21 protein-coding genes are annotated in these 23,337 nt (G+C 73.3%); 7 read left to right on the top strand and 14 right to left on the bottom strand.

Going from position 1 to position 23,337, the window contains the following annotated elements; translation table 11 throughout:
• Window positions 1–33: 33 nt before the first annotated feature.
• The 10 genes from VKN16_22410 to VKN16_22455 form a co-directional block, all read right to left on the bottom strand.
• A complete protein-coding gene (locus tag VKN16_22410; GenBank protein HME96964.1) occupies window positions 34–1,167 on the bottom strand; it encodes an ATP-dependent DNA ligase in 1,134 nt (377 codons plus the stop codon).
• Complete coding sequence (gene ligD, locus VKN16_22415) at window positions 1,164–2,141, bottom strand: non-homologous end-joining DNA ligase (GenBank protein ID HME96965.1); 978 nt, start codon at window positions 2,139–2,141, stop codon at window positions 1,164–1,166. The genes VKN16_22410 and ligD (VKN16_22415) overlap by 4 nt, the downstream gene beginning before the upstream one ends.
• Window positions 2,138–2,758: a hypothetical protein gene (locus VKN16_22420; GenBank protein ID HME96966.1), complete on the bottom strand. Its 621-nt coding sequence runs from the start codon at window positions 2,756–2,758 to the stop codon at window positions 2,138–2,140. Before VKN16_22420 ends, ligD (VKN16_22415) begins: the two co-directional genes overlap by 4 nt.
• On the bottom strand, window positions 2,755–4,506 hold the full coding sequence (locus VKN16_22425) for a PHP domain-containing protein (GenBank protein ID HME96967.1): 1,752 nt from the start codon (window positions 4,504–4,506) through the stop codon (window positions 2,755–2,757). The genes VKN16_22420 and VKN16_22425 overlap by 4 nt, the downstream gene beginning before the upstream one ends.
• Before the next feature lie 120 nt (window positions 4,507–4,626).
• Window positions 4,627–4,902 (bottom strand): hypothetical protein, encoded by a 276-nt coding sequence (locus tag VKN16_22430; protein ID HME96968.1) that lies wholly within the window; start codon window positions 4,900–4,902, stop codon window positions 4,627–4,629.
• Window positions 4,903–4,930: 28 nt separating this feature from the next.
• Window positions 4,931–6,976 carry a hydantoinase B/oxoprolinase family protein gene (locus VKN16_22435; GenBank protein ID HME96969.1) on the bottom strand — a complete coding sequence of 682 codons (2,046 nt, stop codon included), beginning with the start codon at window positions 6,974–6,976 and terminating at the stop codon, window positions 4,931–4,933.
• A complete protein-coding gene (locus VKN16_22440; protein ID HME96970.1) occupies window positions 6,973–9,057 on the bottom strand; it encodes a hydantoinase/oxoprolinase family protein in 2,085 nt (694 codons plus the stop codon). Before VKN16_22440 ends, VKN16_22435 begins: the two co-directional genes overlap by 4 nt.
• 3 nt (window positions 9,058–9,060) lie before the next feature.
• Window positions 9,061–10,128, bottom strand: coding sequence for a phosphotransferase family protein (locus VKN16_22445; GenBank protein HME96971.1), 1,068 nt, complete (start codon window positions 10,126–10,128; stop codon window positions 9,061–9,063).
• A gap of 71 nt (window positions 10,129–10,199) precedes the next feature.
• Window positions 10,200–10,958, bottom strand: a complete 759-nt coding sequence (locus tag VKN16_22450; GenBank protein ID HME96972.1) for a glucose 1-dehydrogenase — start codon at window positions 10,956–10,958, stop codon at window positions 10,200–10,202.
• Entirely contained in the window at window positions 10,952–11,668 is a 717-nt protein-coding gene (locus VKN16_22455; GenBank protein HME96973.1) for a haloacid dehalogenase type II, read from the bottom strand. Before VKN16_22455 ends, VKN16_22450 begins: the two co-directional genes overlap by 7 nt.
• A gap of 116 nt (window positions 11,669–11,784) precedes the next feature.
• On the opposite strand from VKN16_22455, the gene VKN16_22460 reads away from it, so the two are divergent.
• Window positions 11,785–12,102 (top strand): putative quinol monooxygenase, encoded by a 318-nt coding sequence (locus VKN16_22460; GenBank protein HME96974.1) that lies wholly within the window; start codon window positions 11,785–11,787, stop codon window positions 12,100–12,102.
• Between the two features lie 33 nt (window positions 12,103–12,135).
• Here VKN16_22460 and VKN16_22465 read toward each other — a convergent pair whose 3' ends face one another.
• Entirely contained in the window at window positions 12,136–12,696 is a 561-nt protein-coding gene (locus tag VKN16_22465) for a hypothetical protein (protein HME96975.1), read from the bottom strand.
• A gap of 46 nt (window positions 12,697–12,742) precedes the next feature.
• Between VKN16_22465 and VKN16_22470 the strand changes: the two genes are divergently transcribed.
• The 4 genes from VKN16_22470 to ligD (VKN16_22485) all read left to right on the top strand — a co-directional run bounded on the left by VKN16_22470 (window position 12,743) and on the right by ligD (VKN16_22485) (window position 18,871).
• On the top strand, window positions 12,743–13,957 hold the full coding sequence (locus VKN16_22470) for an MFS transporter (GenBank protein HME96976.1): 1,215 nt from the start codon (window positions 12,743–12,745) through the stop codon (window positions 13,955–13,957).
• 83 nt (window positions 13,958–14,040) lie between these two features.
• Window positions 14,041–15,009 carry a DUF72 domain-containing protein gene (locus VKN16_22475; protein HME96977.1) on the top strand — a complete coding sequence of 323 codons (969 nt, stop codon included), beginning with the start codon at window positions 14,041–14,043 and terminating at the stop codon, window positions 15,007–15,009.
• Window positions 15,006–16,214 (top strand): RtcB family protein, encoded by a 1,209-nt coding sequence (locus tag VKN16_22480; GenBank protein HME96978.1) that lies wholly within the window; start codon window positions 15,006–15,008, stop codon window positions 16,212–16,214. Before VKN16_22475 ends, VKN16_22480 begins: the two co-directional genes overlap by 4 nt.
• A 2-nt stretch (window positions 16,215–16,216) precedes the next feature.
• Window positions 16,217–18,871: a DNA ligase D gene (ligD, locus tag VKN16_22485; protein ID HME96979.1), complete on the top strand. Its 2,655-nt coding sequence runs from the start codon at window positions 16,217–16,219 to the stop codon at window positions 18,869–18,871.
• Here the strand turns inward: ligD (VKN16_22485) and VKN16_22490 are convergent.
• Window positions 18,868–19,833, bottom strand: coding sequence for a D-2-hydroxyacid dehydrogenase (locus VKN16_22490; protein ID HME96980.1), 966 nt, complete (start codon window positions 19,831–19,833; stop codon window positions 18,868–18,870). The two genes, ligD (VKN16_22485) and VKN16_22490, sit on opposite strands and share 4 nt — an antisense overlap.
• An 81-nt stretch (window positions 19,834–19,914) precedes the next feature.
• On the opposite strand from VKN16_22490, the gene VKN16_22495 reads away from it, so the two are divergent.
• Window positions 19,915–21,000: a sterol desaturase family protein gene (locus VKN16_22495; GenBank protein ID HME96981.1), complete on the top strand. Its 1,086-nt coding sequence runs from the start codon at window positions 19,915–19,917 to the stop codon at window positions 20,998–21,000.
• A 49-nt stretch (window positions 21,001–21,049) separates the two neighbouring features.
• Here the strand turns inward: VKN16_22495 and VKN16_22500 are convergent, their stop codons facing one another.
• Together VKN16_22500 and VKN16_22505 are read right to left on the bottom strand one after the other, a co-directional pair.
• Window positions 21,050–21,691, bottom strand: a complete 642-nt coding sequence (locus VKN16_22500) for a hypothetical protein (protein HME96982.1) — start codon at window positions 21,689–21,691, stop codon at window positions 21,050–21,052.
• A 150-nt stretch (window positions 21,692–21,841) separates the two neighbouring features.
• On the bottom strand, window positions 21,842–23,041 hold the full coding sequence (locus tag VKN16_22505; protein ID HME96983.1) for an MFS transporter: 1,200 nt from the start codon (window positions 23,039–23,041) through the stop codon (window positions 21,842–21,844).
• An 86-nt stretch (window positions 23,042–23,127) separates the two neighbouring features.
• On the opposite strand from VKN16_22505, the gene VKN16_22510 reads away from it, so the two are divergent.
• Window positions 23,128–23,337: LLM class flavin-dependent oxidoreductase (locus VKN16_22510; GenBank protein ID HME96984.1), on the top strand; the 210-nt coding region annotated here is incomplete at its 3' end.

The raw sequence follows: 23,337 nt of genomic DNA on the forward strand, positions 1-23,337 counted from the left end.
CCGCGGGCCATCCGCTCTATGCCCTCGACAACGTCATCGTCTCCCCGCACGTTTCCGGCTTCCTGCCGAGCTACGACGAGAAGTGCTCGGTGCTCTTCGCCGAGAACCTGCGGCGGTATCTGGAGGGGCAACCGCTGCTGAACCTGGTGGATCGGGGTCGCGGCTACTAGAAACCACCTGGCCCATGGTGCACTGGCGCGGCGCCTTGTCCGGGCGCCAGCGCAGGAAGCGGGTGGCGTGACGGAAGCGGTCGCCGCTCCAGTGGTCGTAGCTCACCTCCACGACCAGGCGCGGGGCCAGCGGCGTCCATTCCCCCGATCGCTCGCTGCTCCACCGGCTGGGCCCGCCCGGCGCGCGCCCGGTGAAGCCCGGCTCCTCGACGAGCGGCCGGAGCTTGGCCAGCAGCGCCTTGCGGGCGTCGGTCGGGAAGCCCGAGGTGAACCCCACGTGATGGAGCAGGCCGTCGGCATCGTAGAGCCCCAGCAGCAGCGAGCCCACCGCCGTCGACTTCGACGCGTAGCGGAAGCCGCCCACCACGCAGTCGGCGGTCCGGCGCCGCTTGATCTTCTGCATGCCGGTGCGCTCGCCGGTCTGATACGACAGGTCGACCCGCTTGGCCACGATGCCGTCGAGCGTGGGCCCCGCGGTATCGAGCCACCCGCGGGCCTGGGCCGCGTCCTCGGTGGCCGGGGACAGCCGCAGCCCGTCCCGGCCGGCCAGATGCTTCGCCGCGAAGGCCTCGAGCCTCGGGCGGCGCTCTCGGAGCGGCCGATCCACGAGGGACCGGCCGGCCGCATCCACCAGCAGATCGAACACGATGAGCACGGCCGGGCGCTCGCGCGACAACCGGTCGATGCGGCTCGCCGCGGGGTGGATGCGCTGCAGGAGATCGTCGAACGACAGGTGGCCATCCACCGGGATCACCAGCTCGCCGTCGAGCACGAAGGTATGCGCGGAGAGCGCGCGCAGGTGCGCGACGACCTCCGGGAAGTAGCGCGCGAGCGGCTGGCCGCTCTTGGACTGCAGCTCGATCCGGTCGCCGTCGCGGAAGGCCAGGCAGCGGAAGCCGTCCCACTTGGGCTCGTACTGCCAGCCGGGGCCGGTGGGGATCTCGTCGACGACCCGCGCCTCCATCGGGGCGTACGGCGGACGCAGCGGGAGGCTCACAGCAGCCGCTCCAGCCGGAAGCGGCCGCTGCGCGCCAGCATCGGCGCGAACAGGTCGCGGTGGCGGGCCACGCGGGCGGCCATGTTGTCCATCCGGAAGTCCTCGATGCGCACGCCGCGCTCGACCTCGCGCCAGGTCAGCGGCGCGGACACCGGCGCGCGCGGGCGGGGGCGCACCGAATAGGCCGACGCCAGCGTGCGGCCCCACGCGTTCTGGTTGTAGTCGACCAGCACGCGGCCGACCGGCCGTCTCGCCACGCGATACTCCGCGGTGATGAGCGCCGGCCGCGCCGCGGCCAGCGCCTGCGCGATGGCCTTGGCCACCCCCCAGACCTGCTTCTGGGTCGGGCCGCGCACGATCGGCACGTAGACGTGGATGCCACGGGAGCCGGTGGTCTTGGGATGGCTCGGCATCTGAAGGCCGTCGAGGGCCTCGCGCAGGACCAGGGCGCTCTGCCGCACCTGCTCGAAGTCCGCGCCCTTCACCGGATCCAGATCGAAGTGCACGTAGTCGGGACGGTCGGTGTCGTCGCACCGCGCGTACCACTGGTTCAGGTCGATGCAGCCCAGGTTGACCACCCAGAGGAGCGAGGCCACGTCCTGCACCATCGGGAAGTCGATCACGCTCCCGGAGGCGTGCTCGATCGAGCACGTCTCGATCCAGTCGGGCCGCGGCGACGGCGCCCGCTTCATGAAGAAGAACGGCCCGCCGGCGCCGTTGGGATAGCGCTTCATCACCATCGCGCGGTCGCGCAGGTGGGGCAGCAGCACCGGCGCGATGTCGGCGTAGTACTGCAGCAGGTCGCGCTTGGTGAGGCCCTCCTCCGGCCAGAACGGCTTGCGGAGGTTCGTCAGCGTCACCGTGCGGCCGCCGACCCGCACCTGCAGCGTGTCGACGTCGCGGGGCAGCCGCGGCGCGGCCGACGCGGGTGCCCCGCGGGACGCGCGGCGGCGAGCGGGCGCGCGCGGGCTCATCGCGGCGGCCCGAGCCGGGCCGGCCGGGGCCCGCGTCGCACCGCGCCGGCCACCGGCACGTAGCGCAATTCCCGCCCGGCCCGCACGCAGCGCAGGAGCAGGCCGCCCCGGCTCATGTCACCGCGGCCGACGAACTCGGCGGGGAAGCAGAGCCGGTCGCCGAAGGTCTCGGCGAGCGGATCGACGTACTTCGCGGTGGCGACGCTGCCCAGGAGCACCACCTCGCAGGCCGCGTCGAGCATCTCGGCGAGAGCCCGCGCGTCGCGACGCAGCGGACCGTGGTAGCGCGCGTCGGCGGCGGCGATGTCCACCCGCGCGAAGCGCCGCAGCCGCTCGAGGTCGGTGGGCTCGTCGTGGAGCCGCAGGCCCTCGCTGGGCGTGATCACGTAGACGCCGGGCAGACCCGACGGCGGCGTGGCGAAGGCCTCGGCGTAGGCCAGCTTGCCGCGGAAGTACAGGCCGCTGAGGAACGAGAACACCTCGCCGAGCGGGGCGCCCGGGGCGCGGCGCACGCGCCGGGCCAGGTCGAAGCTGGCGCCGTCCCGGAAGAGGAGCTGCGCGCGCTCGCCGCCGCAATGGGCGGGGGACAGCAGGAAGACCCGGCGGCGCCGGCTCATCGGCCGGTCCGCTGCCGCCGCGCCGCGGCGCGGGGCCGGCCCCGCGGCGAGACCGCGCGGAGGAAGCCGTCGGCGTCGAGCGTGTTGAGGACCTCGGAGCGACGCACCCAGCCGCGCCGGGCCATCGCCACGCCGTAGCGCACGTTGTGCAGCTCGCCGGTGGCGTGGGCGTCGGTGGAGATCACGAACGGGATCGCGCGCTCGCGGGCCGCGCGCACCCAGCGGGGCGGCAGGTCGAGCCGGTGCGGGTCGCCGTTGATCTCGATCGCGGCCCGCGACTCCGCGATGGCGTCCAGGATCTCCTCCACGCGCGCCTCGATCGGCGGCCGCGAGTTGATCAGCCGGCCCAGGGCGTGCCCCCAGATCTTGAAGCACGGGTGGCGCATCGCCCGGACGATCCGCGCGGTCATCCGGTCGGCGTCCATCCGGTAGCGGGCGTGGATGCTCGCGACGATCACGTCGAGCTGCTCGAGGATCGCGTCCGGATAGTCGAGGCCGCCGTCGGCCAGGATGTCGGACTCGGTGCCGCGGAGCAGCCGCACCGACACCGTCTCCTGCACCCGCGCGATCTCGTCCCACTGGGCGCGGAGCCGGTCGACGTCGAGGCCGTTGGCGTAGAACGCAGTCGGCGAGTGGTCGGTGATCGTGAGATAGCCGACGCCGAGGGCGTCCGCGGCGTGGGCCATCTGCTCCACCGTGTGACGTCCGTCGGAGTAGACGGTGTGGCAGTGCACGAGCCCCTGGATATCGTCGCGCGTCACCAGGTCGGTGGGCAGCGTCCCGGCGCGCGCCGCCTCCACCTCGCCCGCGCCCTCGCGCACCTCGGGTGGAAGGTAGGGCAGGCCGAGCCGCCGGTAGAGCTGGGCCTCGTCGGTGCCGGGCGCGCGCGCCAGGTCGACGTGGCGCTCGCGGGCCAGCGGCTCGAGATCGCGCAGATGCGCGGCGGACCCGGTGGCCGCGAGCAGCGTCGCGGCCCACCGATCCGGCGCGGTGACGTGCAGCTCCAGCGGGAGACCGGTCACCAGCATGGCGCGGGCGAGGTGGCCGTCCCGCGTGCCGGGCGAGACCAGCAGCGGCGAGGCCAGCGCCGCATCGAGCGTGGCCTCCGGCCGGCGCGAGGCGAGCACGATCACGAGGCGGTCCACCGTCTCGGTCGAGCGCCGCAGGTCCCCGGCCACCTCGGCCGCGGTCACGCCCGGCACCGTGCGCAGATGGGCGAGCACGCGGTCGGCCACGTCGAGGGCCTGCGAGAGCAGGACCCGCGCGGCCGGGCGCTCGGGCGGCGGCGCGCCCGATTCCAGCGCGAGAATGCTGTCGAGGATGCGCCGCTCCGTCTTCACGCCCATGCCCTTCACGGTGCGCACGCGCCCGGCCTCGCAGGCCGCGCGCAGCTCCGCGATGGTCTCGACGCCCAGGGCCTGGTGGAGGGTGCGGATCTTCTTGAGGCCCAGGTTGGGGATGCGGCTCAGCTCGCGGGCGCCCCCGGGCAGTGCGCCACGCACCTGCTCGAGCGCCGACGACCGGCCGCTTCGCGCCAGGTCGCCAATCACCACGGCCAGGCCGCGGCCGATGCCGGCCAGGGTGGTCAGCCGGCCCTCGGCGAGCAGGCGCCCGAAGTCGCCATCGCTCAGGGCCTCGAGGACCCTGGCCCCGCGCTGATAGGCCCGTGCCCGGAACGGCTCCTCGCCGGTGAGGGCGAGCAGGTCGGCGGTCTCACCGAGCGCCCGTGCGATCCCGAGACGATCCATCGATTTCAATTGGAGCAAGCCACGTGCCGACGCGCAACGGATCGCGACAGGGTCTTCGGATCGCCTCGCGAGCGCGCTCGGCCGGGACGTTCCTACGCGGTAAAGCCGGGAGGGTGCCGGTCAGCGACGACGCCGGCCCGCGTGCCGGCTGGCCGCCTCCATCAGGCGGCTGTCCAGCTCCTCGTGGGTCAGCGCGTGCGACTTCAGGTGATTGACGAGCGCGACCTCGATGACCTCGTGAACCGAGGACGCGGTCTGGACGGCGTGGAGCTTCGCCCACTGGATCAGCCGGGGATCCAGGCGCACCGACACCCTCACCGGATCCGGCGACTCCTGGGGCGCGGTTCGCAGCTTGCGGCGCTTCGGCTTGGCGGCCTGTCGCTTCGTCCTGGCCATGCGGGCCTCCTGGCGTGCGTGTCTGCCGTCAGCGGGTGTCTGCCGGACCGAGGGCTCCGGAGTGCACCGCCCGGATCTCCACCATAGCGCCGTCGGCCAGGGCGAGCATCGCGAGCGCGCCGGCGGCGATCTCGCCGCGGGCGCCGTTGCCGGGCAGCAGCGCGGCCACCCATGCGCGCAGCGGCGCGCCGCGCGGGTTGACCAGCTCGACGATCGCCCCCGGCGACACCCCGAGGCGCGCCGCGGTGGCCGTGTCGAGACGCACGAGGCGGCCGCGGTCGGCATCGAGATCGCCCACCGGGCTCAGCCGGATCCGCGGGCGAGCTGCTCGGCGGGCCTCGCGCGTCGCGCGGGTGGCCGCCCCGTCCACCGCGCCGCCGCGCCAGATCACCCCGTACTCCCGCGCGGCGGCCGCCGGCGTCACGTAGCCTTCCGCGAGGTCGGCCGCCACGCGGGCCGGGTCGCGATCGAGCGGATCGCCGAAGCCGCCGCCGCCGGAGCTTTCCATCAGGACGACGTCGTCGCGCTCCAGCGGGAAACCGCCGACCTTGCCGGGCAGGGGCGAGGGCTGCATCGGGCGCTCGCCGCGCCGCACCCAGAAGCGATTGGTCGCGCCGGCGGCGCCGCCGCAGACCCCGAACGGCGGCAGCACCGCCTTCTCCGCGAGCACCGAGAGGCGGCTGCCGTCCACCAGCACCCGCACCTCGCGCGTCAGCCCGAGGCCGCCGCGCCAGCGGCCGGGGCCTCCCGAGTCTTCGCGGAGCGCGGTGCGCTCGATGCGCACCGGGTAGATCTGCTCGACGGCCTCGATGGGCTGCAGCGTGGTCATGTCGCTCTCGGTCCACGTGCGCACCGAGTTGCTGCCGTCGCCGCCGTCGAACCCGCCGGTGCCGCCCGCCGGATACTCGTAGAAGATGAAGGTCTCGCCGGTGCGCGGATCCGGGCCGCCGACGTAGCAGTGGTTGCCGCCGCCCTTGAGGTCGCCGGTCACGCGGCCGTCCAGGGCCTGGGCCAGCGCGCCCATGACCGCGGTCTCCACGCAGTACTTCACCTCGACCATGCCGCCGCACGGGGCGGGCGGCGCCGCGTTGACGATCGACCGGTAGGGGGTCAGGACGGTGAGCGGCCGGAACGCCCCGGAGTTGACGTCGGTGCCGGGATCGAGGAACGCCTTGAGGATGGTGAACGCGCCGGTCGGCGCCATCGCGGGGCCGACGTTGGTCGGCGCGGCGGTCTGCGGCGAGGTGCCGGCGAGATCCACCGTGATGCTCTCGCCCGTCACCGTCACGCGGGCGCGAATGGTCAAGGGCTCGAGCCGGGTGCGCCCGCTCTCGAGGTGCGACTCGTAGGCGTACTCGCCGTCGGGCAGGGCGGCGATGGCGCGGCGCATGCGCTGCTCGGCGCGGTCCATCAGTTCGGCGACCGCCGCGCGCACCACCGGGGCGCCGTAGCGGGCGGCCAGGGCCTCGACCCGCTCGGCCGCCTTGCGACAGGTGCCGATCATGGCGTCGAAGTCGCCCTTCCGCTCCCGCGGGCCGCGCATGTTGGCGAAGATGAGGTCGAGCGCGGCCTGATTCGGCGTCCCGCGGTCCACGATGCGGATGGGCGGGATGCGCACGCCCTCCTGGAAGATCTCGGTCGCGTCGCCGGTGAGGCTGCCCGGGCTCATGCCGCCCACGTCGCCCCAGTGCGCGCGCACCACCGGGAAGACGAAGAGCCGCCCGTCCGCGAAGAGCGGGTAGAGCATGGCCACGTCGTTGAGGTGGGTGCCGCCGGTGTAGGGGTCGTTGTGCAGGAAGATGTCGCCGGGATGGAGGTCGTCGCCGAACTTCTCCCGCACCGCCTTCATCGACCAGCCGATCGGCACGATGTGGAGCGGATGGTCCTGGCCCTTGGACATCGAGACGATCTGCGCGTCGCCGTCCAGCAGCACGCAGGAGAAGTCCTCGCCCTCGTAGAGGATCGACGAGTACGCGGTGCGCACCAGCGTCACGCGCATCTCGCGCACGATCGACGAGAACGTCTCGCGCAGCACCTCCAGCGTGATCGGATCCACCGCCCCCGCCAGACTCATCTCGCCGTTCTACCTCCCTCTCCCCCCGGGGGAGAGGGCAGGGTGAGGAACATCAAGTTCCCGTGCCCATCCACCACGCCCCGCCAGCCCGGCGGCACCACCGTCGTCGCCCCGAACTCCTCGACGATCGCCGGCCCCATCACGGCGGCGTCCCCGGGCAGCCGGTCGCGCTCCCACACCGGGCAGTCGTGGGGGCGCCCGTGGAACCACACCGGCCGCCGCTCGATGCGCGCGGCGTCGAGCCCGGAGCCCGAGGCCGCGCGACGCTCCGGCGCCGGCTTGGGCACGAGCCCGTAGGCGGTGAGCCGCGCGTTGACCAGCTCGATGGCGGCCGCCTCATTCGCGTGCCCGTAGGTCTCCCGGTGCTGGCGGTGAAAGCGCGCCTCGATCTCGTCGACCGGCGCGAGTGCGCCGTCGGCCGGTGTCTCGCCGAGCGCCAGCGTGAGCTCGAAGGCCTGTCCCCGGTAGCGCAGGTCGAGCGACCGCAGGAGGCGCTGCTGCTCGGGCGCGAAGCCCTCGCGCTCCAGCTGCTGCCGGGCCGCCGTCTCCATCTCGGCGAAGGCGGCGGTCAGGGCGGGCAGCCGCTCGCCCAGGAGACCGACGCGGGTCCGGACGTCGTCGTGCTTGATGTCGGCGGCGAGCAGGCCGAGGGCCGAGAAGTTGCCGGGGTGCCGCGGGACCAGGACGCGCGGGATGCCGATCTCCTCGGCCATGGCCAGCGCGTGCATGGGCCCGGCGCCGCCGAAGGCGATCAGGGTGAAGTCGCGCGGATCGTGGCCGCGCTGGATCGAGATCTCGCGGATCGCCGAGGTCATCCGCGCGACCGCGATGGTCACGATGCCCTCGGCGAGGGCCTCGACCCCGAGCGGGCGCTGCAGGCGCGCGGCCAGCGCGGCCACCGACGCGCGCGCCCGCTCCGCGTCGATCACGATGCTGCCGCCCAGTCGCCGCGTCGGGCCGATGCGGCCCAGCACCACGTTGGCGTCGGTGACGGTGGGCTCGGTGCCGCCCAGACCGTAGGCGGCGGGGCCGGGCGCGGCGCCGGCGCTGCGTGGCCCGACCGCGAGGCTGCCGTCGACCTCGAGCCAGGCGATGGAGCCGCCGCCGGCGCCGACGGTGTGCATGTCGATCTGCGAGACCTTCACCGGGAAGGCGCCCACCATCGCGTCGGCGGTGGTCAGCGGCTGCAGGTCGCGGACCAGGCACACGTCGGTAGAAGTCCCGCCCATGTCGTAGGTGATGAAGTCGCGGATGCCGGCCGCCGCTCCCACGAAGCAGGCCTGGCTCACCCCGCCCGCCGGACCCGAGAAGATGGTCTTGATGGGCAGGCGGCGCGCGGTGTCGGTCGTCATCATGCCGCCGCTCGAGGCGACGGTCAGCACGCCGTGCACGTAGCCGGTGGCGAGCAAGCGCTCCTCCAGCGACGTGAGATAGCCCTCCATCAGCGGCTGCAGGTAGGCGTTGAGCACGGTGGTGGAGAAGCGCTCGAACTCGCGGTACTCGGCGACCACGTCGGCCGAGCAGGAGACGGGGAGGCCGGGGGCGCGGCCCTTCACCGCGTCGGCCACCGCGTGCTCGTGCGCGGGATTGAGATAGGCGTGGAGCAGGCACACCGCGATGGCCTCGGCGGGGGCGGCGACCGCGGCGTTCAGCGCGCGCTCGATGGAGCCGCGGTCGAGCGGGACGAGCACCGCGCCGTCGGGGCCCAGGCGCTCGATCACCTCGAACCGGTCTCGGCGCTCGACCACCGGCTTCGGCCGCACGAAGGTGGGAATGAAGAGGGCCGGGATGTTGCGCTTGGTGCGCCCGATCTCGATCAGGTCGCGGAACCCCGCGGTGGTGAGCAGGGCGACGCGCGCGCCGCGGCGCTCGAGCACCGCGTTGGTGCCCACGGTGGTGCCGTGCACGAGGCGGCGCACGTCCGCGCTGGCGATGCGGAGCGCCTGCAGGCCCTCGAGCACCGCGGCCGCCTCGTTGCGGGGCCGCGACGGCACCTTGGTCACCACCGCGCGCCCGGTGGCCTCGTCCACCGCGGTGAGGTCGGTGAAGGTGCCGCCCACGTCGATGCCCACGATGTACACGGCTCAGAGTCCCGCCGCGTCGAGCACGACGCGCGCCGCCGCCACCAGCGAGGGCGCGCGGTCGGCGATGTGGGCCATGCGCGGATCGGTGGATTCGCCCCGCACCCAGCGCCGGTGCAGCTGCACGACCACTACCACCGTCTTCCAGAGCGCGAAGGCCTCCCACCAGCGCGCGGCGGCCGGATCCGCGCCGGTGCGGGCCGCGTAGCGGTCGGTGATCTCGGCGCGGGTCGGCAGGCCGATGCGGGCCAGCCCCGGCCGGGTGCCGCGCTGGGTGGCCGCCGTGTCGCTCGGGTCGGGCCAGTAGTTGAGCAGGGTGCCGAGGTCCACCAGCGGGTCGCCGAGGGTCGTCATGTCCCAGTCGAAGATGGAGGTCACGCGGTCGGGGTTCTCCGCGGCGAACTGACAGTTGTCGAGCTTGAGATCGTTGTGGACGATCGACACGCGGCGGGGCAACGGCTTGCCGCGGGCCAGCCGCTCGTGGATGCGCTCCATGTCCTCGCCCGCGTCCTCGGGCCGCGCGAGCGCCCAGCGCTTCGCCCAGCCGTCGAGTTGCCGGTCCACGAAGCCGTCGGGGCGGCCCAGGTCGGCGAGGCCGCAGGCGGCGGGGTCGACCGCGTGCAGGTCAACCATGGCGTCCACCAGCGCGAAGCCGACGCGGCGGCCGACGTCGCGGTGACCGCGCAGCGGCGACGGCACCGTGTCGCGGATCACCTGGCCGCGCCGCCGCTCCATGACGAGGAAATCGGCGCCCAGCACCGCGGGATCGTCCCCGAAGAGATAGGCGCGCGGGGCCCGGTCGAAGTGCCGCCAGAGCCGCGAGAGCACCTTGAACTCGCGCTTCATGTCGTGGGCGCCCGGGGCGATCTGGCCGAACGGCGGGCGGCGCAGCACCAGCTCGTGATCGCCGATCCGCAGCAGGTAGGTGAGGTTGGCGCTGCCGTTCGGGAACTGCAGCACCTCGATGGGACCGCGCGCCTCGGGCAGCGCCCCGGCCAGTCGCGGCCGCAGCCAGGACTCGAGCGCGCCCCAGTCGAGCGCCTCGCCGGCGCGGACCGGGGCGATCTCCACCGGATCGTCCGATGCGCGGGCGTCGGGAGCGGGCGCGCCGGCCCCGACGGCCGCGCGCGAGGAGCGGCCGGTCAGGCCGCGCCTCCGTGCACGCCGAGCACGGCGCCGGTGGTGAAGCTGGACGCGCTCGAGGCGAAGTAGAGCGCGGCGCCCACGATCTCGTCCGGATCGCCCCCACGGCCGAGCGGCATCGTCTGCTTCGCCCGCAGCCGGAAGGCCTCGAGGTCCCACGCCTTGGAGATGTCGGTGAGGAACGGTCCCGGCATGATGCAGTTCACCCGCACGGCGGGGCCGAAGGCGCGCGCGAAGCCTTCGGTCATGGCGTTCACCGCCGCCTTCGCCGCCGCGTACGGGATGACGCCGGCGGTGGGCCGCACCGCCGCGGTGCTGGAGACCATGATGATCGAGCCGCCCGCGCCCGCGGCCATGCGCGCGCCGACCAGCGCGGTGAGGCGGAACGGCCCCTTGAGGTTGACGTCGATGACCTTGTCCCAGAGATCCTCGCTCACGTGCTCGACGCGATCGTAGATCGGCGACATCCCCGCGTTGTTGACGAGCACGTCCACGCGGCCGAACTCGGCGTAGGCGGCCTCGGCGAGGGCCTCCACCTGGCCCCAGTGCCCGACGTGGCAGGCCACCGGGAGGGCGCGACGGCCGGTGGCCGCCTGTACCTCCTTCGCGGTGGCCTCGCACGAGGCGAGCTTGCGGCTGGCGATCACCACGTCGGCGCCGGCCTCGGCGAAGGCCAGCACCATGGCGCGGCCGAGCCCGCGGCTTCCTCCGGTGACCAGCGCGACCTTGCCGCCCAGGTCGAAGAGGCGGCTCAGCATCCGAGCCGCTCGGCCAGCTCCACGAAGTCGCCCGCGACGATGTCGAACGGCTGCGCGGGCTCGGGCTCGGAGGCGCCGCGGCCGGGCCCGAACTCGAGCGGGCGCGGCACGTAGGCGGTGCGGAGGCCGCAGCGGGCGGCCGCGGCGAGATCGTTGGGATGCGCGGCGACCATGAGGCACTGCTCCGGGGCCAGGCCCAGGGCCTCGGCGCTGCGCAGATACGCTTCGGGCATCGGCTTGTAGGCGCGCGCCACCTCGGCGCCGAGGATCGTGTCCCACGGCAGACCGGCGCGCTTGGCCATGTTCACCATCAGCGCGATGTTGCCGTTGGAGAGCGTGGCCAGCACGTAGTGGCGCTTCAACCGGGTGAGCCCGGCCACCGCGTCCGGCCACGGGTCGAGCCGATGCCACGCGTGGTTGAACTGGTCGACCTCGGCGGGCGAGACGTCCGTGATCTTGAACTCGGCGAGGAGGCGGACCAGGCTCTCGCGGTGGAGATCGTCGAGCTTCACCCACGGTCGGCGGCCGCTGCGCACCTCTTCCATGGCGGGCTGGTAGAGGCCGCGCCAGGCGTCGGCGAACTTCGCCCAGTCCACGTCCAGGCCGCGCGCCGTTCCGAAGGCCTCGCCCTCGCGGGTGATGCTGCTCCGCCAGTCCACGACCGTGCCGAACACGTCGAAGGTCAGCGCGCCGACCGAGGCGGGATCCATGGCAGGTTCCTCCGTCGCGCATGCTACGACGGCCGGGACGGGCAAGGCAAGCCGCGGGCCCCGCCGCCGGCGTGATATGGTCGCGGCGCGGCTCAACTCAACCGACGGAGGCGACGATGCTCGCGATCTGGGTGAAGGTGCGGATCAAGCCGGCGATGCGGGAGAAGTTCCTCAAGGCCATCGAGCACGACGCGCTGGGCTCGGAGCGGGACGAGCCGGGCTGCCTGCGGTTCAACGTGCTGCAGGACGAGAAGGACGAGAACACCTACTACTTCTACGAGGTCTACAAGGACCAGGCCGCGCTGGAGGCTCACCGCAACACCCCCCACTACGCGGTCTGGCGCGGAGTCGCCGACGTGCTCGAAGGCCCCACCGAGCCCACCCGCTGCAAGCCGCTGTTCCCGTCCGCCCGCACCTACTGGGGGAAGGCGTAGCGCCGGCGACGGTCGGCAGGCCGCGTGAGGCGGCTAGCGCTGGCCGATCGCGCGGTTCGCGACTTCGACGGTCTTTTTCTCGACGTCGAAGCGGTTCGTCTCCTGGGTCTCGACGTCGCCGCCGGTGACGCGGATGAAGAAGGTGTCGTCGCCGAACTCGATGGAGTGGATGTCGCCGACCGCGAAGGCGGCGGCATGCCCGGGCTCGTTCAGGAACTCGCGCTGCACCGTGAGATCCGCGTAGCCGGCCCGGCTGCCGTCGTCGAGGCGGCGCCAGCGGCGCATGCGGGTGGCATTGCGGTAGTTGCCGTAGACGACCCAGCACGGGCCGTGATCGTGCACCGAGGACTTGCCCGCCTTCGGACGGCCGTGCACGAGCACGTGCACGTCGGTGTCGGGATCGTGGCCGATCGTGGTGCGCTCGGTGTAGGGGACCGGGTCGCCCAGGTGCTTGGTGAGCAGCTCCGGATTGTGCAGGAGCTTCTCGAGGTGGTCGCGGATCTCGGCCAGGCCGGCCGGAATGCCCTTGCTCTTGATGGTGGCCCGGGTGTCGGCGAGGAACTGGTCGAGGGAGTACGTCGTCTCACTGGCCATGGTGAGCCTCCTTTGGCGTTCGGTGGGTAGTGTACACTAGCATCCCGTGTCCGGTCCGATCGCTCCCTCCAGCCTGCGTCGTGACGCCCGCGTCATCGGTCTCATCGGGATGGCTCACTTCTTCAGCCACTTCTTTCAGCTCTCGCTGCCGCCGCTCTTTCCGGTGCTGAAGGAGGTCTTCGGCGTGCCCTACCTGGCCCTGGGTGCGGCCATGAGTCTGTTCTACGCCTCGTCCGGCGTCGGGCAGACGCTGTCCGGCTTCCTGGTGGACCGGGTCGGGGCGCTGCGGGTGCTCCTGGGCGGCATGGCCCTGCTGTCGCTGTCCATCGCCCTGGCCGGCGTCGCGCCGTCGTACTGGATGCTGCTGCCGGTGGCGCTGCTGGCCGGCCTCGGCAACAGTGTCTTCCATCCCGCCGATTACTCGATCCTCAACGCTTCGGTGGAGCCGCGCCGGATCGGCCGCGGCTACAGCGTGCACGCCATCTCGGGCAACCTGGGCTACGCGGTGGCCCCCGGCGCGGTCGTCGGCCTCACCGCGCACTTCGGCTGGCGGGCCGCGCTGGTGGGCGTTGGCCTGGCCGGCCTCGTCGTCGTGCTGGTGCTGGCCGCGCAGCGCCGGGCCTTCGGCGTCCTGGGCCCGGCGCCGCGCGGCCCCGGGAGCGTGGTCGGCGACGTGCGCATGCTGCTGACCGCGCCGATCCTGGCCGCCTTCGCCTACTTCGCGCTGATCGCCACCGCGGTGATCGGCGTGCAGATCTTCGGCGTCACCACGCTGATGCGCATGTACGACACGCCGCTGGCCGAGGCCACCGCGGCCCTCACCGCGTTCCTGGTGGGCGGCGCGGCCGGCATCCTGGCCGGCGGGGTGCTGGCCGACCGCGTCCGCCGTCACGACGTGGTCGCCGCGACCGGTCTCCTCGTCGCGGCCGGCTTGATGATCGTGCTCGCGACCGGCGCGGTCCCGGCCGCCCTCCTCCCGCTGCTCCTCGGCGTCACCGGCTGCTGCTACGGCGTCACCGGACCCGCCCGCGACATGCTGGTGCGCGCGGCCACCCCGCCGGGCGCCTCCGGCAAGGTGTTCGGCTTCGCCTATTCCGGGCTCGACCTGGGCTCCTGCCTCACCCCGCTGGCCTTCGGCTGGCTGCTGGACCACGCCGACCCGCGGCTGCTCTTCCTGGCCGTCGCGCTGCTGATGGTCTGCACCATCGCCACCGTCGTCCAGGTTCGCCGCACCGCCCAGCCCGCCGCCGTCTCCGCCTGAGCGCCGCGCGCTTTCCGCGGGCGAGAGCGCGGGCACGCGCCGGGCCGCGCTCGCCCGCCGTGGGAAGCTGGAAACCGGAGGCGATCGTGGTCGAGATCCGCATCGGCATCTCCGGATGGCGGTACGCGCCGTGGCGAGGCACGTTCTACCCGCGCGGCTGGCCGCAGCGGCGTGAGCTGGAGTACGCGGCCCGGCACGTCAACTCGGTCGAGCTGAACGGCTCGTTCTATTCGCTGCAGCGGCCCGAGTACTTCGCGGCGTGGTACGACGCGGTCCCGCCCGGCTTCCGCTTCGCGGTGAAGGGCGGCCGCTTCATCACCCACATGAAGCGGCTCATCGGCGTCGAGACGCCGCTCGCCAATTTCTTCGCGTCGGGCGTCCTCCGGCTGCGCGACAAGCTCGGCCCGATCCTCTGGCAGCTGCCGCCGACCCAGCCGTTCGACGAGGCGCGGCTCGACGCGTTCTTCCGGCTGCTGCCGCGCGATACGCGCGCGGCGGCCGCGCTGGCCCGACGGCACGATCGTCGGGTGCCGCGGGTGTGGCTGCGAACGGACGCGCGGCGGCCGGTGCGTCACGCCCTGGAGGTGCGCCACGCGTCGTTCCGGGACGCGCGCCTGGTCGCGCTGCTGCGACGACACCGGATCGGCCTGGTCGTCGCCGACACCGCGGGGCGCTGGCCGTTCATGGAGGACGTCACCGCCGACTTCGTCTACGCGCGCCTGCACGGTGACTCCGAGCTGTACGTCAGCGGCTACACCGACGAGGCCCTCGCGGTCTGGGCCCAGCGGGTGCGCGCGTGGGCCGCGGGCGAGACCCCGCGTGGGGCCGCCCTGACCGCACCGCCCGCGCCGCCGCGGGCCGCCGGGCGCGACGTCTTCGTCTACTTCGACAACGACGCGAAGGTGCGCGCGCCGTTCGACGCCACCGCGCTGGCCGCGCGGCTCGGCCTGGGTGAGCGGCTCGTCTTCCCGGAGCGCGCCCGCCGCGCGCGAGGAGCACCGCGGGCGCGACGCCCCGGGGGTACCATGCGATCAGGAGGACGCGCGTCGTGAAGGAGACGATCGATTCGTCGGGCGTGCCCATCCGGGTGTGGGAGCCGAGCGGGCATCCGCTCGAGCCCCTGGTGCTGCAGCAGGCGCGCCAGGTGGCGAGCTTGCCGATCACCGAGGCGGTGTGCCTCATGCCGGACGCGCACTTCGGCATCGGCGGCCCGGTGGGCGGTGTCATCGCCACGCGCGGCGCGGTCGTGCCCGCGCTGGTCGGCGTCGACATCGGCTGCGGCATGATCGCCACCCGCACCGATCTGACCGCATCCATGCTGGAGGGTCGCCACGCCGCGGTGCGCGCGGGCATCGAGGCGGGCGTGCCGGTCGGCGGGCCGGGAGTCAAGGGCTCGTGGGAGGAGCGGCGCGGCACCCCCGCGGCGGTGCAGCGTGAGTGGGACACGCTCGATCGACGGTTCGAGCGGATCCTCGGCAAGCATCCGCGCATCAAGGCCAGCCCGGCGCGCGCCCAGCTCGGCACGCTCGGCGGTGGCAACCATTTCATCGAGGTCTGTCTCGACGAGAGCCGGGCGGTGTGGCTCATGGTGCACTCGGGCTCGCGCGGCGTCGGCAACCGCATCGGGACGTACTTCGCCCAGCGCGCACGCGATCAGGCGCACGTCCTGAAGCGCCGGCTTCCCGACGGGGCGCTGGCCTGGCTCGACGAGGGCACCCCGCTCTTCGACGACTACGTCGAGGCGGTGGGGTGGGCGCAGGACTACGCGCGGGTCAACCGGCGGCTCATGCTCGCGGCGGTGGTCGCCGCGGTCTCGGCGGTGGTGGACCGGCCGCTCGCCCCCGGGGTCGAGACGGTGGACTGCCATCACAACTACATCGAGCCGCGCGACGGAGCGCGCGACGCCGGGCGCTACGTCACCCGCAAGGGCGCGGTGAGCGCCCGCGCGGGGGAAGCGGGGATCATCCCGGGCTCGATGGGCGCCCGCTCGTTCATCGTGCGCGGCCGCGGCAACCCCGCCTCCTACGAGTCGTGCTCCCACGGCGCCGGCCGCCGCATGAGCCGCGGGGAAGCCCGGCGCGTGTTTTCTCTCGATGACCACGCGCGCGCCACCGCGGGCATCGAGTGCCGCAAGGACGCGGGCGTGCTCGACGAGACGCCCGGCGCCTACAAGGACATCGACGCGGTGATGGCGGCCCAGTCGGATTTGGTGGAGGTGGTGACCGCCCTGCGCCAGGTGGTCACGGTCAAGGGCTGACGATGGCCGAGGACGGCGGCGCGGCGCTCCGGGAGTACCGACGCAAGCGCCGGTTCGCGCGCACTCCGGAGCCGCGCGGCGAGGTCGCGCCGGAGCCCCGCGGGGGCGAGCGCGTGTTCGTGGTGCAGAAGCACGCCGCCTCGCGTCTGCACTACGACTTCCGGCTCGAGCTGGAGGGCGTGCTGAAGAGCTGGGCGGTGCCCAAGGGGCCGAGCCTCGATCCGGCCGACAAGCGGCTGGCCATGCACGTGGAGGATCACCCGCTCGAGTACGGGGGCTTCGAGGGGGTGATCCCGAAGGGCGAGTACGGCGGCGGCACCGTGATGCTGTGGGACCGCGGCACGTGGCGACCGGAGGGCGATCCGCATCGGGCCTACCGGGCGGGCAACCTGAAGTTCACGCTGGAGGGCGAGAAGCTGCGCGGCGGCTGGGCGCTGGTGCGCATCCGCGATCGCCGGACGGCGCGCGACGAGGGGCGCAGCTGGCTCCTCATCAAGCACGACGACGCCGAGGCGAAGCCGACCGCGCGGTATCGCGTCGTCGAGGCGCGACCCGACAGCGTGGCCACCGGCCGCACGCTGGACGCGATCGCGGCGGCACGGGACCGCGTCTGGCACTCCAACCGCTCGGGCGACGGCGGCGGGGAGCGGGTGTCTCCGGTCGAGGTGCGCGGGGCGCGCGCCGCGACGTTGCCGCGATTCGTGCCGCCTCAGCTCGCCACCCCCGTGAAGCGGCCCCCGGCCGGCGACGCGTGGCTGCACGAGATGAAGTTCGACGGCTATCGCATCCTGGCGCGTCTCGACGCGGGACGCGTGACGCTGGTGAGCCGGAACGGCCGCGAGTGGACCGACCAGTTCCCGAGCGTGGTGGACAGCCTGCGCGGCCTGCCCGCCCGGGCGGCGCTGCTCGACGGCGAGGTCGCGGTGGTGACGCCCGACGGACGGACGAGCTTCCAGGCCCTGCAGAACTACATGAACGGCGGGCACCGCGACGCACTCGTCTACATGCTCTTCGACCTGCTGCACCTGGACGGGCAGGATCTCACCGGCGCCCGCCTCGAGGACCGCAAGGCGGCGCTGGCGCGGCTGCTCGGTCCGCGCGGTGAGGAGCCGGGCGGGCTACGCTACAGCGATCACGTGGTCGGCTCGGGAGCCGAGTTCTTCGCCGAGGCCTGCCGGCTCGGACTGGAGGGCGTGGTGTCCAAGCGGCGAGACGCGCCGTATCGCAGCACGCGCGGCGCGGACTGGGTCAAGGCCAAGTGCGTGAAGCGGCAGGAGGTCGTCATCGGCGGCTACACCGATCCCGAGGGGTCGCGACTCGGCATCGGCGCGCTGCTCGCCGGAGTCTACGAGGGCGGCCGGCTCGTGTACGTCGGCAAGGTCGGGACCGGGTTCACCGCCCGCACCCTGCAGATGCTCCACAAGCGCCTGAAGCCGCTCGAGCGGCCGGCGTCTCCGTTCGCGACGCGGCCGACCGGGATCGGGCGCCCGCACTGGGTCGAGCCCCGGCTGGTGGCCGAGGTGGCCTTCGGCGAGTGGACCGCCGACGGCCGGATGCGCCATCCGTCCTTCCAGGGGCTGCGCGAGGACAAGCCGGCGGACCAGGTGGTGCGCGAGCAACCGGTGGCCGCGGCGACGGGGATCGCCTCGACCGCCGAGCCGGCGGAGTCGGCGGCGGCGCCGCCGGCGTCGCGCGGCCGGCGCGCGCGCCGGCCCGCCTCGTCTGCCGACTCGCATCCGCGCCCGACAGAGAAGGTCGGCGCGGGCGATCCGGTGGTCGCGGGCGTGCGCCTCACCCACGCCGACCGCGTGCTCTATCCGGCGCAGGGCACCACCAAGCTCGACCTCGCCCGCTTCTACGAGGCCATCGCGGAGTGGATCCTGCCGCACCTGGTCGATCGGCCCACGACCCTGGTGCGCTGTCCGGAAGGTGCGCACCGGCCGTGCTTCTATCAGAAGCACACCGGCTACTGGGCCCCGGACACGCTGCGCCGGGTGGCGATCGAGGAGAAGAAGAAGACGGGCGAATACCTCGTGGTCGACGACCTGCCCGGCCTGATCGGCCTGGTGCAGATCGGTATCCTGGAGATCCACACCTGGAGCTCGACGGTGCGCGATCTGGAGCGGCCGGACCGCGTGGTCTTCGATCTCGACCCGGGGCCCGACGTGCCGTGGGCGCGGGTGATCGACGGCGCCCGCACGGTGCGGCGCCGTCTGCAGGCGCTGGGGCTCGAGGGATTCGTGAAGACCACCGGCGGCAAGGGGCTGCACGTGGTGGCCCCGCTCACGCCGGGCGCCGGGTGGAAGGAGGTGGCGGCCTTCGCGCGCCGAGTCGCCGAGGCGATCGTGCGCGAGGAGCCGCGCCGCTACGTCGCCCAGATGGCCCGCTCCGCGCGCGGCGGCAAGATCTTCATCGACTACCTGCGAAACGTCCGCGGCGCGACCAGCGTGGCCGCGTATTCGACCCGGGCGAAGCCCGCCGCGCCGGTCTCCGTCCCGCTCGGGTGGGACGAGCTGTCGCCGCGGCGCCGGTCGGATCACTACACCATCGTCACCGTGCCGCGTCGTCTGGCCGGGCTGCGGTCGGATCCGTGGCGGGAGTACGCCTCGCGGCGGCGGCCGCTGCCGCCGCCGGATGGGCCGGCGCGGGCGCGCTAGAACCAGCGCGCCTTGTCCACCACGTTCCGCAGTGGGTGACCCGCCAGGAAGCGGCGGCAGTTGTCGAGCAGGATGTCGCATCGCCGATCGTCGAGGTAGGGACCGTAGCCCGCGGTGTGCGGAGTGATCAGGACGTTGGGCGTCGTCCACAGCGGGTGCTCGGCGGGCAGGGGCTCCTGCTCGAACACGTCCAGCGCGGCGCCCGCGATCTCCCCGGAGCGCAGCGCGGCCACCAGGTCGTCGAGCCGCGTGGTCATGCCGCGCCCGATGTTGATGAAGAACGCCGACCGCTTCATCCGCTGGAACCGGCCGCGATGCATGAAGCCTTCCGTCTGCGGGGTGTGCGGCACCGTGAGGATCACGAAGTCGGCCTCGGGCAGGAGCCCGTCGAGGGCGTCCGGGCCGTCCAGCTTGACCACCCCGGGCGGCGCGTCGCGGCGGCGCGCGTCGACGCCGATGACCCGCATGCCGAAGGCCTCGCAGAGGCGCGCGGCCTCGCTGCCGATGCCGCCGACGCCCACGATCAGCGCGGTGGCCTCCGGCAGATGGACGACGCCGGTGTCGAGGGGCGCCGGCTTCCACTGACGCGCTAGCTGCTGCGGCACGTAGTAGTGCAGGCCGCGGGCGAACGCGAGCACGAAGGCCATGATGTGGGCGCCGATGTGGTCGTTGTAGATCTCGCGAAAATTGGTGATGACCACCGGGTGGGCGATCAGGTCGGCATAGTAGAAGCCGGCCGGCGGCGCGGCCTGGGGCGCCTGCAGCCACCGCAGCTGCTGCGCCTTGGCCAGCAGCCCGGGCGTGATCGTGCCGAAGGCGGCCTCGGCGCGGCCGATCTCGCGCGCGGCGTGCGCCTCCTCCTCCGCCACCACCACCGAGAGGTCCGGCAACGCGGCGGCCACGCGGGCCGCCCACTGGCGCGTGGTCTCCGTCTGCGGTGGAAGCATCAGGAGGGTCGTCATGGCCCACACGTTAGCACCGTCATCGGGGATCGGGCGGCCGGGTTTGGAGGGAAATCCGCGGGGGCGCTACGATCTCAGGTGATGGCGAGCCGGATCGGGGTGCTGGGCTGGGTGACCGGCGTGGTCTCGACGGTGCTGGGCGCGCTGGCGTTCGGCGCGGTGCTGTGCCTGTGGTTCCCCGCGGTGCTGACGACTCCCGCGCTGCGCGACGTCTATCCGATGGAGATCGTCCGCACCACCATCAAGATCGCGCTCGGGGTGGGCTTCGCTCTCGGGGTGGTGAGCGTGCTGACCAAGCGTCGGAAGGCGCTCGGCCTCACCGGGGCGGGCTTCGCGCTGCTGGCCACGCTCATGGGCGGCTCCGAGGTCGCGGTGGCCACCCCGGTGCCGCGCGGCCACCACGTCGGCCTCGACTGGTTCCTGCTCGACCTGTTCCTGCTCTCGGCCATCTTCGTGCCGATCGAGCTGCTCTTCGGGCGACTGCGGGAGCAGCCGATTTTCCGGGAAGGCTGGCGCACCGACCTCTGGCACTTCGGCATCAGCCATTTGCTGGTGCAGCTGACCGTGTTCCTCACCATGGCGCCGGCCGCGATCTTCTTCCGGTGGGCGGTGGCGCCCGAGGTGCAGGCCGCGGTCGCCGCGCAGCCCTACGCGCTGCAGTTCGTGGAGGTCCTGCTGGTGGCCGACCTGAGCCAGTACACCGTGCACCGCCTCTTCCACTCGGTGCCGTGGCTCTGGCGGTTCCACGAGATCCACCACTCGAGCCGCACCATGGACTGGCTGGCCGGCTCGCGCCTGCACCTCGTCGACATCGTGGTCACCCGCGGGCTCAGCTTCGTGCCGCTCTACGTGCTGGGCTTCGCGCAGCCGCCGGTGTTCGCCTACGTGCTCTTCGTGTCGTTCCAGGCCGTGCTCATCCACGCCAACGTGGGCTGGCGCTTCGGGCCGCTGCGCTGGGTGCTGGCCACTCCGCAGTATCACCACTGGCACCACGCGGTCGAGCCGGTGGACGTCAACTTCGCGGTGCACCTGCCGGTCATCGACGCGATCTTCGGGACGCTGCACCTGCCCGGCGATCGCTGGCCGGCGGCGTACGGGCTCGCCGGCCGGCCGGTGCCCGACGGCTACTGGGCGCAGCTCCTCTTCCCGTTCCGCCATAGATCGTGAAGCGGGGGCGGAAGACGGGGCGGATCAGGTAGGGGTTGGCCCCCGGCTCCTAGAGGCGGCCGACGTCGCCGGCGCGCAGCGCGGCGCGCTCCGGCTCGCTGAGCGCGTGGCCCGCCATCTCCTCGTCGCTCACGCGCTCGCGCATCTGGTGCTGCCGCGCGATGTCGGTCAGCAGCTCGTTGAGCGCGTAGGAGACCGCGGGAGTCACGGGTGGACCCCCACGGTGGCGCAGCCGGTGATCCACTCCTCCACCGGCTCGTAGGCCAGCAGCTCCGCCCTTCCAGCCGGGCACCGCGCCCATCAGGGCGATCCAGTTCCGGATCTCCTGGCCGCCGTTGCCGCCGTCGCGCTCGATGTCGCTCGAGGTCAACCGAGTGAGAGGCACGGTATCTCCGCGGGTGATGTGATCGAGCACGCGGTGTCCCAGTCGGGATTGATGCGCCCGGTCTCGAGCGTGCCCACCCCAGTGCGAGAGCCCGCCGGTGGCCACGAGCGCGATCCGCTCCGGGGAGGCCCGGCCGCGGATGCAGTCGCCCACGAAGGCGTCGACCTCGCGGCAGCGCCGCGGCGAGGGCAGGGGCGGCGCCGCGCAGTTGGTGTACACGGTGACGATCGGCACGTCGCCCGCCGGCATCAGGAACGACAGCGGCGCCGACAATTCGTCCCAGCTCTCGATCTCGTAGGCGTACACGAAGTCGATGCCCGCCTCGAGCCCGGCCTACGCGGCTGCCACGATCTCCGCCATGTCGGCCTCCGGGCGGGCGCGGGGCCAGCGGCTCGATGCGCTCGTCTCCTAGTGCAGCGACCCGTCCGGGGAAAGCGCCCGGCGTCGTCGCCCGCATCAGAAGCGGCTGGCCCGAAGGGTCTCCGGCGCGAAGCGGGCGAACGCCAGCGCCACCACGGTGAGGAGCGCCGCGGTGGCGGCCAGCGCGGCATCCGCCCCGGCGAGGTCCGCGACCAGGCCCAGCACGATGGGGCCGACCACGTAGCCCAGATCCGCGAGCATGCGGTAGGTGCTGAGTGCGGCCGCGTTCATGCCGCCCGGCGCGGTGTCGGCGGCGTAGGCCGCGGGGGCGGCCCCGCTGATGCCCATGGCCACGCTCCACGCCGCGCAGGCGACCAGATACCAGGCGTAGGTCGGCGCGAGCAGGAAGATCAGGAGCGAGAGCCCGGACAGGATGGTGGCCGGCACGATGATGATCTTCCGCCCGTAGCGGTCCACCAGCACGCCGGCCGGATAGGCCAGCACCAGGCCGACCACGCTGGCCAGGGCCAGCCCGAAGCCGATGCGCGCCGGATCCAGGGCGAGCCGATCGCGGGCCAGGATCGGGATGATGTTGAAGAGGGCGCCGGTGCGCGCGACCGCGTTCACGAACGCGATCAGGCTCACCAGGAGGAAGCCGCGGTGCGCGGCGAGCAGGCGCATCTGCGTCGCGAAGGCGGCCTCGGCCGACCCGGCCTCGCCGATGCCGGCCGCGGGCCGCGTCTCCGGGATCGCGAGCCACGCCACCACCGAGGCGAGCATCGACGTCACCGCGTACGCGAGGAAGGGGGCGGCCAGTCCCCAGTGGGTGGCGAGCAGGCCGCCGGGCAGCGGGCCGATGCCCACCGCGAAGATGAACACGCCCTGGTAGACCGACATCATGCGGCCGCGATTGGCGGGCGTGGAGATGTCCGCCAGCACGATGAGGCCGGTGGTCAGCACGAGCGCCGCGCCCGCGCCGGCCACGAAGCGGGCGCCCACGAAGGCGGCGTAGGTGGGCGCGACCGCGCACAGCACGTTGCCCACCGCGGAGACGAGGCCGCCCAGGGCCAGGGTGGTGCGGCGGCCGAGACGATCGGCGAGCCGGCCGGACGGCACCGCGACCAGGAAGCGCGCCAGTCCGTAGACCGCGATGGCCAGGCCGATGGCGGATTGCGCGACGCCGAAGGAGCGCGCGTAGAGCGCGAGCGCGGGGACGATGCTGCCGAAGCCCAGCTGGTTCACCGCGATGAGCACGCACATCCACGTCAGGATGCGCACGCCCGAGGGCTCTGGCATGTCCGCTCGGGTGTATCCCGTAATGCGATGGAGCGCAAGCCGGGCCCGGCGTATGATCGGCTCCACCACCCGAACAGGAGGCTGTCATGGCCGGAGAGATCGCCAAGGGCTTCGCCGTCTTCGCGGGCGTAGCATCCGACGTCATTCGCACCTGCGCACGCGAGGCGGAGGCGCGGGGCTTCAGCTCGTTCTGGGTGAACCATCCCGGCTCGGTCGATGGTCTTGGCTCGCTCGCGCAGGCCGCGGCGGAGACGCGCCGCCTCGATCTGGGCGTGGGGGTGATCCCGCTGCACACG

The organism is Candidatus Methylomirabilota bacterium, from assembly GCA_035315345.1.
Taxonomy (GTDB): Bacteria; Methylomirabilota; Methylomirabilia; order Rokubacteriales; family CSP1-6; genus CAMLFJ01.

What these genes read in the sequence shown, in the direction of transcription:
- ligD (HME96965.1), bottom strand. Translation starts at nt 2,141, where the DNA reads ATGAGCCCGCGCGCGCCCGCTCGCCGCCGCGCGTCCCGCGGGGCACCC.
- VKN16_22420 (HME96966.1), bottom strand. Translation starts at nt 2,758, where the DNA reads ATGAGCCGGCGCCGCCGGGTCTTCCTGCTGTCCCCCGCCCATTGCGGC.
- VKN16_22425 (HME96967.1), bottom strand. Translation starts at nt 4,506, where the DNA reads ATGGATCGTCTCGGGATCGCACGGGCGCTCGGTGAGACCGCCGACCTG.
- VKN16_22430 (HME96968.1), bottom strand. Translation starts at nt 4,902, where the DNA reads ATGGCCAGGACGAAGCGACAGGCCGCCAAGCCGAAGCGCCGCAAGCTG.
- VKN16_22435 (HME96969.1), bottom strand. Translation starts at nt 6,976, where the DNA reads ATGAGTCTGGCGGGGGCGGTGGATCCGATCACGCTGGAGGTGCTGCGC.
- VKN16_22450 (HME96972.1), bottom strand. Translation starts at nt 10,958, where the DNA reads ATGCTGAGCCGCCTCTTCGACCTGGGCGGCAAGGTCGCGCTGGTCACC.
- VKN16_22455 (HME96973.1), bottom strand. Translation starts at nt 11,668, where the DNA reads ATGGATCCCGCCTCGGTCGGCGCGCTGACCTTCGACGTGTTCGGCACG.
- VKN16_22460 (HME96974.1), top strand. Translation starts at nt 11,785, where the DNA reads ATGCTCGCGATCTGGGTGAAGGTGCGGATCAAGCCGGCGATGCGGGAG.
- VKN16_22465 (HME96975.1), bottom strand. Translation starts at nt 12,696, where the DNA reads ATGGCCAGTGAGACGACGTACTCCCTCGACCAGTTCCTCGCCGACACC.
- ligD (HME96979.1), top strand. Translation starts at nt 16,217, where the DNA reads ATGGCCGAGGACGGCGGCGCGGCGCTCCGGGAGTACCGACGCAAGCGC.
- VKN16_22490 (HME96980.1), bottom strand. Translation starts at nt 19,833, where the DNA reads ATGACGACCCTCCTGATGCTTCCACCGCAGACGGAGACCACGCGCCAG.
- VKN16_22495 (HME96981.1), top strand. Translation starts at nt 19,915, where the DNA reads ATGGCGAGCCGGATCGGGGTGCTGGGCTGGGTGACCGGCGTGGTCTCG.
- VKN16_22505 (HME96983.1), bottom strand. Translation starts at nt 23,041, where the DNA reads ATGCCAGAGCCCTCGGGCGTGCGCATCCTGACGTGGATGTGCGTGCTC.